An 11,113-nucleotide genomic window follows, 5' to 3' on the forward strand; every position below is an offset into this window, starting at 1 on the left:
CCCCCCCCCCCCCCCCCCCCCCCCCCTTTTTTTAACCCCCCCCCCCCCCCCACCCCCCTTTCGGTTGTTGCTGGGGGTCTGTTTTTTTTTAAAACCCCCCCGGCCTGGGGGGGGGGGGCCCCGCCCCCCGCCCCATGTCTCGGGAGGCTTACTTAGGGTAACCAGCCTTCGTCATTTCGCGGGTCGTCAGCTGCTGAGCGCTCTGCAGGGCCTGATCGACGGAGATCTGGCCGGCGACAGCTGCCGAGAACTGCTGGCCGACGGCCGTACCGATGCCCTGGAACTCAGGGATCGCGACGAACTGGCCACCGGTGTAAGGCACCGGCTTGACGGTCGGCTTCTGCGTGTCGGCTGCCTTCATCGCATCAAGCGTCTTGGCGGCGAACGGAGCGGCCTTCTGGTAGTCGGCGTTTTCGTAGAGCGAGGTGCGCGTGCCCGGAGGAACGTTTGCCCAGCCTTCCTTGCTCGCAACCAGATCGCCGTAAGCCTTGTCGGTCGCCCAGGCGACGAACTTCTGCGCGGCTTCAGCCTTGGTCGACGTTGCCGGGATCGCGAGGTTCCAAGACCACAGCCAGTTGCCGTGGTTCTTCATCTCGCCCTTGGTCGGGAACAGGGCGTAACCGACCTTGTCGGCAACCTTCGATTCCTTCGGGTTGGAGACGAACGAAGCGGCGACGGTCGCGTCGATCCACATGCCGCACTTGCCGGTCTGGAAGAGCGCCAGGTTTTCGTTGAAGCCGTTCGAGGATGCACCGGGAGGGCCGGCTTCCTTCATCAGGTTGACGTAGAAGCCAAGGGCTTCCTTCCACTCGGGGCTGTCGAACTGGGGCTTCCAGTTTTCGTCGAACCAGCGACCGCCGAAGGAGTTGTCGAGCGCGGTGATGAACGCCATGTTCTCACCCCAGCCGGCCTTGCCGCGAAGGCACATGCCGTAGACTTCGCCGCTCTTGTCAGTGATTTTCTTCGCCGCATCGGCGATGAAGTCCCAGGTCGGCGCGTCGGGCATCTTCAGACCGGCCTTTTCAAAGAGGTCGGTGCGGTACATGATCATCGCGCTTTCGCCGTAGAACGGCACGGCGTAGAGCTTGTTGTCGACGGTCAGCGCGGCGCTGATCGCGGGCAGCAGATCCTTGGCGTCATACTTTTCGCCGAGGTTGTCGAGCGGCAGAAGCCAGCCCTGCTTGGCCCAGATCGGCACTTCGTAGTTGCCGATCGTCAGAACGTCGTACTGGCCGCCCTTGGTCGCGATATCGGTCGTGACCTTCTGGCGCAGCACGTTTTCTTCGAGCGTTACCCACTCGAGATCGATGCCGGGGTTCTTTGCCTTGAAGTCATCTGTGAGCTTCTGCATGCGGACCATGTCGCCGTTGTTGACGGTCGCGATCGTCAGCGTTTCAGCCGAAGCAATGCCCGCGAACGCCAGGACGGAGCAGGCGCCGAGCAGAAAAGTTTTAAATGTCATGATCTTCCTCCCAGAAGATGTTAGCGAGCATTCGCTTTGCTCATGGGCAATTACTCAATGACAGACGACAAATGTCAAGCTCCAATCGTTGCTGCAGCCGCGAAACGATGAGTTAAATTGCTGATTTAAAAGAAAATAAATTTTTGCTCACTAAGTGAGCAAATACTCGGCGACCTCTTCATCGGTGATCAAACCGTTGATCTGATGACCGGTCACGGCCGCCTTGATCGCCTTCATCTTGCGCTTGCCCTTGCCGATTCCGATGACCACCGAGGTCTCGCGCGAGGGGATCGGAGCGGACGCGACGCGCTCGTTGATCGGGTTGTCGAGCAGCTTTCCTTCACTGTCGAAAATCCAGCCACAGATCTCGCCGACGGCGCCATTGTCCATCAGTTCCATCATCTCGCCCTTCTCGAGGAAGCCGTCGACACAGAGCGGTCCGTCGATGCCGAGCTCGCCGATACCGACGAAGGTCACGTCGGCCTGCGCGCTCATGTCGAGCGTCGAGCGCACCAGCTGCTGGGCATGCAATGTCTCGCGCTCTTCCGCGGAAGTGACGAGAACCGGCAGCGGCATCGGGAAATGCCGCGCCTTGACGGCATCGGCCATGCTGAAGACGACGTTGTAATAGGCGGCCGATCCGTCCGGCGCGATGTTGCCGGTGAGCGAGACGATGCGGTGGTTGATGCACTCGATTGCCGGCAACTGATCGACCGCAGCCTTCAGCGTTCGCCCAGTTCCGACGGCGAGCACGATCGGGTCGGTCTTCTTCAGCCAGCGCTCGATCTCGGCCGCCGCCGCCTCGGCGATGCCGACGGTCGCGGCACCGGCGCCCGGATCGCTCGGCACGATATCCACCTGCCGCAGCCCGTATTTGTTGCGCACAGCGTTGGCGAGCTCCAGACAGGCGGCGATCGGGTGATCGAGCCGCACCTTGATCAACCGCTCGGCCACGGCAAGCGACACCAGCCGCTGCGCCGATTGTCGCGAAATCCCCATGGACGAGGCGATCTCGTCCTGCGTGCGCCCTGCCACATAGTAGAGCCAGCCGGCGCGCGCCGCGTCATCAAGACGACCAGAAGTTTCGGACTTTTTCACCATCGACTATCCATTGCGCGCGACTGCACCGGCTTCCGCCGGCAAAGCATGTGGTTGAAGCTATGTTCGCGCCAGATCAAAACAAAATTCGGGCAAATGTCGAGTGCATTGAGAAATTGCACAATCTATTTTAGCCTCAACGCAAGCAGTGGATGGTGCTCAGCCCCGCCATTGCAGCGCCATCTTTGCCCGCGAAGCCATGCTTGACCTGACATCGAACGGCACGCTAACTATGCGCCAGAGGGAAAAATCGTGCGAATTCTGCTGGTTGAGGACGACAAGATGATTGGCGAGGCGGTGCGCGATCACGTCGCCGCGTCCTTTCACGCCGTCGATTGGGTGAAGAACCTCGCCGACGCGGAAGCCGCCACGGGCCCTGTCGAATATGGATTGGTGCTGCTCGACCTCAATCTTCCCGATGGCAGCGGCGTCGATTTCCTGCGCAAGCTGCGCAGCCGCGACATCCGCGCGCCCGTCATCATCCTCACCGCACGCGACCAGATCTCCGACCGCATCGAGGGATTGAACGCCGGCGCCGACGACTATCTCGTCAAGCCCTTCAACCTTGGCGAGCTGGAGGCGCGCATCATGGCGGTCGCCCGCCGCTACGACGCCAACCCGCACCCGGTGGTGCAGATCGGCGATATCGAAATCAACCGGCCTCAGCACAAGCTCTCCGTCGACGGCATCTCCGTAATCCTCACCAGCCGCGAATGGGCGGTGCTTGACCTCCTGACCGCGCGCCCCGGCGCGATCGTCTCCAAGGACCGCATCGAAGAGGCGCTCTACGCCTTCGGCTCGGAAATCGAGAGCAACACGGTCGAGGTCTATGTCAGCCGCTTGCGCAAGAAGATCGGCAAGGATCGCATCCGCACGGCCCGCGGCATCGGCTACACACTCGGATCACAATGAAGCGCGAACGCAGTATCACCCGCCCGCTCATCACCGCGCTGACGACCGTCATGGTCATCTTCTGGCTTATCGCCATTGGCCTCAGCATCCGCGTGATGCAGCATGAGTTCGACGAGATCTTCGACAGCGCCCAGCAGGAAACAACGGAGCGACTGCTGGCGCTGATCCTCGACGACATGGACCAGCGCGGCATCGGCGACCCGCATGGCATCGCCATGCTGAACACCGCCGCCAACCGCGAGTATCTGACCTATCAGGTTCGTGATCCATCAGGAAAGGTGGTGTTGCGCTCCAATGACGCGCTTGCCGAGCCCTTCCCCGCACCGCTCGAAACAGGCTTCTTCGACAGCGCGACCGCGCGTATCTACACGGAGAAGACATCCGACGGCTCGCTCTTCCTGCAGGTCGCGGATCGCTTCAAGAACCGACGCGAGGCCGTGCGCGAGAGCGCCGTCACCCTGCTCATTCCGCTGATCGCGCTGATCCCCGCCAGCATCTTCGCCATATGGTTCATCGTCGGCCGCGCGCTAAAGCCGCTGGATGCGCTGCGCCAGGATATCGGCACCAAGGACGGCGGCAATCTGGCGGAAGTGGAGAGCGCCGGTCTGCCGAAAGAGCTGAAGCCGATCGCCCGCTCCGTCAACCTGCTGCTCGGACGCCTGCGCTCCGCGCTTGAGGCCGAGCGCGAGTTTACCGCCAACAGCGCCCATGAGCTCAGAACGCCGATCGCCGGCGCGCTGGCGCAGACGCAGCGCCTTGCCGAGGAATTACCGCCAGGACCAACCAAGGCCCGCGCCCATCAGGTCGAGAGCTCGCTGGTCAATCTCGGGCGTCTCGCCGAAAAGCTGCTGCAGCTCGCCCGTGCCGAGGCCGGCATCGGTGGCAGCGCCACCGCCACGGACCTTCGCCCGGTGCTCGACATGATCGTCACCGATTACGAACGCGACAGCCGCTCGCAGGGTCGTCTGCGCTACACCGCCGCGCCCGCGACAAAGCTGGTCCGCAACGCCGACATGGACGCTTTCGGCATCATCCTGCGCAACCTCATCGAGAACGCCCTAGTTCACGGCGACCCGGAGCTATCGGTCGATGTCAGCCTCGATGCGAATGGCGTCGTGCGTGTCGTCAATGGCGGGCCGCCGGTCGCGGAAAGCGATATCGCAACGCTGAAGAGGCGCTTCCGGCGCGGCAACACCAGCGCCTCAGGCTCCGGCCTTGGGCTTGCAATTGCCGATCGCATCGTCTCTCAGATGGGCGGAACGCTCGACCTGATCTCGCCCGCCAGCGGCCAGAGTTCCGGCTTCGAAGCGCGCATCACGCTGCCTGCCTGATCAGGGTTTAGGCTTGCAAATCACACCGAACGATGCGAGCAGATTCTAACCGTTTGGAACAAGCAGAATACGAATGATCATCTCCTTCGACATCGGCGGCTCGGCGATCAAGGGCGGCGTTGCGCTTTCCGAAACCGAGATCACGCCGCTCGGCCGCCGCCCGACCCCCCTCGATGATTTCGGCGCCTTCGTCGATACGCTCAGAACCTTCATCGCGGAAGCCGGCGGCACGCCGACGCTGCTGTCGATCTCGATCGCCGGCGTCGTCGATCCAGATACGCAGCTGCTCACCTGCGCCAACATTCCCTGCATCCACCAGCGCACCATCGCCGCCGATCTTCAGGCCGAACTCGGCGTGCCGGTGCTGGTCGCCAACGACGCCGACTGCTTCGCCATGGCCGAAGCCGGCCTCGGCGCCGGTCGCGGCCACCGCATCGTGCTCGGCGTCATCCTCGGCACCGGCGTCGGCGGCGGCGTAATCGCCAATGGCCGGCTGATCAACGAGGCGGGCGGCTTTGCCGGCGAATGGGGCCACGGCCCGATCGTCGCGCTGCGCGCCGGCCACCCGCCGGTCGAGATCCCGCATTATGCCTGCGGCTGCGGCCAGAGCGGCTGCGTCGATTCCGTCGGCGGCGCGCGCGGCATGGAACGCCTGCACAAGACGCTGCACGGCCTCGATTTCACCAGCGAGGAGATCATCGGCCAGTGGCTGCGCGGCGAGGAAAAGGCAACCCGCACGATCGACGTCTTTATCGATCTCCTCGCCTCTCCCCTGGCGCTAACAGTCAACATCACCGGCGCCACCATCGTCCCCGTCGCCGGCGGGCTCTCGAATGTGGAGCCACTGCTGGATGAACTCGACAAGGCCGTGCGCCACCGCATCCTGCGCAAATTCGACCGCCCGCTCGTCGTGCGCAGCGAGTGCCGTGTTGAACCCGGGCTGATTGGGGCGGCATTGCTGGGATTGAAGGCGGAAGCGGAGATGGTGGGGTAGCTACGGCTACCGCAGATCGCAAGCTACGAGCCTGCAGCCCCCTCATCCGCCTGCCGGCACCTTCTCCCCGCGGGGGAGAAGAGACTCGTGGGGGCCGCTCGCGCCGACCTCCCCTTCTCCCCAACGGGAGAAGGTGGCCCGAAGGGTCGGATGAGGGGGCTACACCCTCAGTTCTCATTGGTAATCCTATACAAAAACGGCGCGGTTCTCACCGCGCCGTTCGCATTCTCACTCCGCCGCCATCGCCGGCGGATGCCCGTGATCCACCGCGTCATCCTCGCCTGATGATACAGCCTCATCCTCCTTGCCCTTCGGCTCCTTGCCGAAGCACAGCGCATAGGCCGCGGGCAGAACCAGGATCGTCAGCACGGTGGCGACCAGGATGCCGCCCATCATGGCATAGGCGAGCGGGCCCCAGAAGACGCCGCGCGAGATCGGGATCAGCGCGAGGACAGCCGTTAGCGCCGTCAGCATGATCGGACGGAAACGCCGCACGGCCGCGCCGACGATTGCTTCCTGCCGATGCATACCCGCCTTGATGTCCTGGTCGATCTGGTCGATCAGGATGATCGAGTTGCGGATGATGATGCCCAAGAGCGCGATGACGCCGAGGATGGCGACGAAGCCGAAGGGCGCGCCGGAGATCAGGAGGGCTGCCGCGGCCCCGATGATCCCGAGCGGACCGGTCGCCAGCACCAGCATCGCCTTGCCGAAGTGCTGCAGCTGCGCCATCAGAAGCAGCACGATCACGACGAGCATGATCGGCGCCTTGGCGGCGATCGAGGCCTGGCTTTCGGCCGAATCCTCGGCACCGCCCTGGATCTCGACCTTGTAGCCGGCAGGCAGGCTGTCGCGCAGCGGCTGCAGATCGGCATACATCTTCATGACCACGTCGTTCGACTGCACGCCATCGGGCAGCGTGGCACGCACGCTGATCGTCGGCAGGCGGTCGCGCCGCCATTCGATGCCCTGCTCGAGAACCGGCACCACCTTGGCGATCTGCGAGACCGGCACGAAGCCGCCGAAATCCGTCGGCACGTAGACCGAGTTGACCGCCGACAGCAGCGAACGATTGGCTTCCGGCTCGCGGGCGACGATCGACACCGTCTCCTCGCCATCGCGGAAATCGTCGAGCGGAGCGCCGGACATCGCGGTCTGCAGCATCTGGCGGACGCGTTGCGAGGTGACGCCAAGCGCACGGGCGCGGTCCTGGTCGATCACCAGCTTCATCGCCGGCACCTGTTCCAGCCAGTCGTCGTGGATGGCGCCGAGCAGCGGATTTTCCTGGAACTTCGCCTTCACCTCGTCGGCAATCTTGCGCACTTCCTGGCGATCCGGACCCATGACGCGCATCTGCACCGGCCAGCCTGTCGGCGGACCAAGGAAGAGGCGGTCGACCTTGCCGCGGATATCGGGGAAATCCTCGGCGAGGATATCACGCAGCTTGACGATCAGCCGTTCGCGGGCCGGCTCGTCATTAGCCATGATCAGAAGCTGCGCGAAATTCGGGTTCGGAAGCTGCTGGTCGAGCGGCAGGAAGAAGCGCGGCGCGCCCTCGCCGATATAGGTGGCGACGAACTTCTTGTCCTTGTCGTCCATGATCTTGGCTTCGAGCGCCTTCGATTGCGTCTCGACTTCCTTGATGCTGGTGCCTTCAGGCAGCCAGAGATCGACGAGGATCTCGGGGCGCGAGGACTGCGGGAAGAAGTTCTGCGGAATGAACTGGAAGGCCCAGAGGCTGGTGGCGAAGGTCACCAGCGTCATGGCAACGACGATGATGCGATGGCGCACGGCCCAGCCCACCGTCGACCGCAGCCGGCGATAGAAGCTGGTGTCGAAGGCATCATGATGCGCGCCGCCCGCATGCTGGCGCTGCTTCAGGATCATGTAGCCGAGCCATGGCGTGAAATAGACCGCGACGAACCACGAGACGACGAGCGCGATGCCGACGACATAGAACAGCGTGCGGACATACTCGCCGGCCGTGGAGGCCGCGAAGCCAACCGGAATGAAGCCGGCCGTGGTGATCAGCGTCCCCGTCAGCATCGGGAAGGCGGTCGAGGAATAGGCAAAACTCGCCGCCTCGATCTTCACGAGCCCTTCTTCGAGCTTTCGCTCCATCAATTCGACCACGATCATCGCGTCGTCGACAAGCAGCCCGAGGGCGATGATCAACGCGCCGAGCGAAATACGCTGCAGGTCGATGCCAAGCTCGTACATGATGGCGAAAGTGGCGGCCAGCACCAGCGGAATGGCAATCGCGATGACGAGGCCCGAACGCCAGCCGATCGACAGGAACGAGACGACGAGAACGATGGCCAGCGCTTCACCCAGCGCATGCATGAACTCGCTGACGGCATCGGTCACGACATCGGGCTGGTTGGAAATCTGATCGACCGAGACGCCGTAGGGCAGCGCCTCCTCGAAGCGCTTGTAGGTCGCTTCGACATCCTTGCCGACATCGGTGACCTTGTAGCCCTTGGCCATGACGACACCGACCTGGACGCTCTCATGACCATTGAAACGGTACTTGCGCTGATAGGGGTCTTGAAGGCCGGAATAGACGGTGGCGATATCGCCGAGGCGGGTCACCTGGTTGCCGGCCTTGAGCCGAAGCTCGCGGATATCGGCGGCCTTGGTCACGTCGCCTTCGACGGCGATGCGCACCGAGCGCGTGCCCGTATCGACGGAGCCGGCTGGGTCAACGCTGTTCTGCCCCTTGATGGCGTTCTGCAGGTCGACGACCGTCAGGCCGCGTTCGGCGAGCGCCTGCGAGGACACGTCGATGAAGATCTTCTCCGGCTGATCGCCGATGATCACGGCCTTCTCGACACCCGGCGTCGTCAACAGCATGTCGCGCGCCTGGATCGCGAATTTCTTCAGTTCCGGATAGCTGTAGCCATCGCCGCTGATCGATTGCAGCGTGATGAAGGTATCCCCGAATTCGTCGTTGAAATAGGGACCGAGCAGGCCTGATGGCAGCTCGTTGGAGATATCGCCGACCTTCTTGCGCACTTGGTAGAAGGCGTCGGCGACATCAGCCCCGTTGGTATCGCCCTTGATCTGCAGCGTGATGACGGCGGAGCCGGCGCGCGTATAGGATTTCACCCAGTCGATATGCGGGGTTTCCTGCAGCTTGCGCTCGATCTTGTTGACGACCTGGTCCTGCATTTCCTGGATCGAGGCGCCCGGCCACACGGCCTGAACGACCATGACGCGGAAGGTGAAATCGGGGTCTTCCTTCTGCCCCATCCGCATCAGCCCGAGCACGCCGGTGATGAGGATCAGGCCGAACAGAAAGCGCGCGATGCTCGGATGGCCGATTGCCCAGCGCGACAGGTTGAAGGGCTTCTTCTCGGTGGTGGAATTGTCCATTGTCCCGTTCCCTCTCCTGACCGCTTAGCGAACGACGTCGCCGGTCTCGGCCGCAGTTTCGGCGGATGCCGACTGCTGGCCCGGCAGTTTGACCTTGAGATTGTCGGTCATGAACTGCGTGCCGGCGGCAACGACGAGATCGCCGGTCTTCAGCCCGTCGGCAATATTGACGCCGTCACCGGTGAAATCGGCGATCGTGACGTCGCGGGCATGCACGGTCTGCTGGTCGCGATCGACCACCCAGACGATCTTCTTGCCGTCTTTTTCGGCAAGTGCGGCGAGCGGGATGGCGACATGGGTGTTGGCGTTGCTGACACTGGCCTCGATCGTCGCCGTCATGCCCAGCAGCACGCGATCGTCATGCGGCAGGCTCACACGAACGGCAAAAGTGCGCGACTGCGCATCCGCGCTGCCGGAGACCTCGCGCACCTTGCCGTCGAGCACCAGCTTGGCCGAAGACCAGAAGCTCGCCTTGACCGTCTTGCCCGGCTTGAACTCGGCGATGTCGTTCTCCGGCACCGCGATCTGAACTTCCTTTTCGCCGTCGAGCGCGACAGTCGCAACCGGCGTGCCGGCGGCAACGACCGTGCCGGTATCGGCGCTGATCGCCGTCACGATCCCGCTCTGGTCGGCCTTCAGCTCGGCGTAGCTCACCTGGTTTTTCGCTTGGTCGAGAGAGGAGCGAGCCGCGTCGCGCGTGGACACCGCCTGGTCATAGCTGAGCGACGCCTGCTCAAGCTGCGACTTCGCCGTCACGCTCTTGTCGAACAGCTGCTGGGCGCGCTTGTTGGCGAGGTCTGCCGTACCGACACCCTTTTCCGCCGCCGCCAGATTGGCTTCCGCCGTCTTCGTCGCGAGCTCGTAATCAGTCGCGTCGATGCGCGCGATCACATCGCCCGGCTGTACGCGGTCGCCGATATTCACGCGGCGCTCGGTGATCTTGCCGGCGACGCGGAAGCCGAGGTTCATCTCGACGCGCGCCTTCACCGCACCGGAATAATCAAGCGCTCGGGTCTCACCCGCCTTGGCGATTTCCACGACCTTGACCGGCCGCAGCATCTCCTTGGTCTCCGCCTTCTTCTCCTCGCTGCAGCCCGAAAGCGCGAGCGAAACGGCGCCAAGGAGCGCGAAACTGGCAACGGACGGCAACTTGACTGTCTTCAGCGAAATCATCTTTCGCACTCCCGGTATGTTTGTGTGTTGAATTGTTGGCGGCCGCGCCGCCCGATTATCTCTTCAAAGCCCTGATGGAGAAGTCGATCAGCTCGTCCACCGTCGCTCGGTTGGTCTTGGCAAGACATTGCGCCACCATGATCGGGTGGCAGAGCGTCACCGTGGCGGCGCCAAAGCAGCGCGACGCGGTAGCGGGATCCTGATCGACGAACTCGCCGGCCTCGATACCCTCGCGGATCACCTCGGCCAGCAGATCGTGAATGCTGTCGACATGCTTCTCGATCACATGCCAGTCGCGCTCGATAGCGACGACCACCATCTCGTGCACCTTTTCCTGGTCGAGCATGGTCTCGACCGTCATCTGGTATTGCCCGCGCACGAAACGGCTGAGCCGCTCGGACGCGCTGAGCGGCAGATGGCAGATCTCGTAGGCCTGCTGGTAGCTAGCCGCGAGCATGCGCCCGCAGATCGCCTGGTGGATTTCTACTTTCGAGGAGAAGAAGCGATAGACATTGGCCGGCGACATGCCGAGATCGCGGGCGATATCGGCGACCGTTGTCTTGGCGTAGCCATAGTGACGAAACAGCCGCTCGGCCGCATCGAGAATGCGGGTCACATTCTCCTGTCTTGTCGCTTCGAGAATGCTTTCGGCGGTGTCGCTCATGATTTCTGCCGTGTTGATTTACGACTGACGAATTTCGATTTTCGTCAGTCGTAAGGCATCAGGAGGTGAAAGTCAATCTTTTGCGTTGCGGGATTGGGTGGGTT

Annotated in this window: 8 protein-coding genes; 3 read left to right on the forward strand and 5 right to left on the reverse strand. The window is 63.0% G+C overall.

Annotated features, from left to right (window positions below):
* Positions 1-148 precede the first annotated feature (148 nt).
* Entirely contained in the window at positions 149-1,462 is a 1,314-nt protein-coding gene (locus ACCD05_RS30990; protein WP_413397465.1) for an ABC transporter substrate-binding protein, read from the reverse strand.
* Between the two features lie 150 nt (positions 1,463-1,612).
* Positions 1,613-2,563 carry a sugar-binding transcriptional regulator gene (locus ACCD05_RS30995; RefSeq protein ID WP_413397467.1) on the reverse strand — a complete coding sequence of 317 codons (951 nt, stop codon included), beginning with the start codon at positions 2,561-2,563 and terminating at the stop codon, positions 1,613-1,615.
* Between the two features lie 249 nt (positions 2,564-2,812).
* Here ACCD05_RS30995 and ACCD05_RS31000 point away from each other — a divergent pair, with 249 nt between their 5' ends.
* From ACCD05_RS31000 to ACCD05_RS31010, 3 genes are all read left to right on the forward strand, one after another.
* Positions 2,813-3,472 carry a response regulator gene (locus ACCD05_RS31000; protein WP_111565273.1) on the forward strand — a complete coding sequence of 220 codons (660 nt, stop codon included), beginning with the start codon at positions 2,813-2,815 and terminating at the stop codon, positions 3,470-3,472.
* The gene (locus ACCD05_RS31005; protein ID WP_413397468.1) at positions 3,469-4,803 is read left to right on the forward strand and encodes an ATP-binding protein; all 1,335 of its coding nucleotides are present in this window, start codon (positions 3,469-3,471) and stop codon (positions 4,801-4,803) included. The genes ACCD05_RS31000 and ACCD05_RS31005 overlap by 4 nt, the downstream gene beginning before the upstream one ends.
* A gap of 73 nt (positions 4,804-4,876) precedes the next feature.
* A complete protein-coding gene (locus ACCD05_RS31010) occupies positions 4,877-5,797 on the forward strand; it encodes an ROK family protein (RefSeq protein WP_413397470.1) in 921 nt (306 codons plus the stop codon).
* 228 nt (positions 5,798-6,025) lie between these two features.
* On the opposite strand, the gene ACCD05_RS31015 is transcribed toward ACCD05_RS31010, so the two are convergent.
* The 3 genes from ACCD05_RS31015 to ACCD05_RS31025 are packed head-to-tail and all read right to left on the reverse strand — an operon-like array spanning position 6,026 to position 11,009.
* A complete protein-coding gene (locus ACCD05_RS31015; RefSeq protein WP_413397472.1) occupies positions 6,026-9,172 on the reverse strand; it encodes an efflux RND transporter permease subunit in 3,147 nt (1,048 codons plus the stop codon).
* Between the two features lie 24 nt (positions 9,173-9,196).
* On the reverse strand, positions 9,197-10,345 hold the full coding sequence (locus ACCD05_RS31020; RefSeq protein ID WP_413397474.1) for an efflux RND transporter periplasmic adaptor subunit: 1,149 nt from the start codon (positions 10,343-10,345) through the stop codon (positions 9,197-9,199).
* Between the two features lie 55 nt (positions 10,346-10,400).
* Positions 10,401-11,009 carry a TetR family transcriptional regulator gene (locus ACCD05_RS31025; protein ID WP_413397476.1) on the reverse strand — a complete coding sequence of 203 codons (609 nt, stop codon included), beginning with the start codon at positions 11,007-11,009 and terminating at the stop codon, positions 10,401-10,403.
* Positions 11,010-11,113 lie beyond the last annotated feature (104 nt).

The organism is Rhizobium sp. Rhizsp42 (assembly GCF_047304155.1).
GTDB lineage: Bacteria > Pseudomonadota > Alphaproteobacteria > Rhizobiales > Rhizobiaceae > Rhizobium.

Bases quoted from the DNA above. Each gene is read 5' to 3' on its own strand.
- ACCD05_RS30990 (WP_413397465.1), bottom strand. From the start codon at position 1,462: ATGACATTTAAAACTTTTCTGCTCGGCGCCTGCTCCGTCCTGGCGTTC.
- ACCD05_RS30995 (WP_413397467.1), bottom strand. From the start codon at position 2,563: ATGGTGAAAAAGTCCGAAACTTCTGGTCGTCTTGATGACGCGGCGCGC.
- ACCD05_RS31005 (WP_413397468.1), top strand. From the start codon at position 3,469: ATGAAGCGCGAACGCAGTATCACCCGCCCGCTCATCACCGCGCTGACG.
- ACCD05_RS31010 (WP_413397470.1), top strand. From the start codon at position 4,877: ATGATCATCTCCTTCGACATCGGCGGCTCGGCGATCAAGGGCGGCGTT.
- ACCD05_RS31015 (WP_413397472.1), bottom strand. From the start codon at position 9,172: ATGGACAATTCCACCACCGAGAAGAAGCCCTTCAACCTGTCGCGCTGG.
- ACCD05_RS31020 (WP_413397474.1), bottom strand. From the start codon at position 10,345: ATGATTTCGCTGAAGACAGTCAAGTTGCCGTCCGTTGCCAGTTTCGCG.
- ACCD05_RS31025 (WP_413397476.1), bottom strand. From the start codon at position 11,009: ATGAGCGACACCGCCGAAAGCATTCTCGAAGCGACAAGACAGGAGAAT.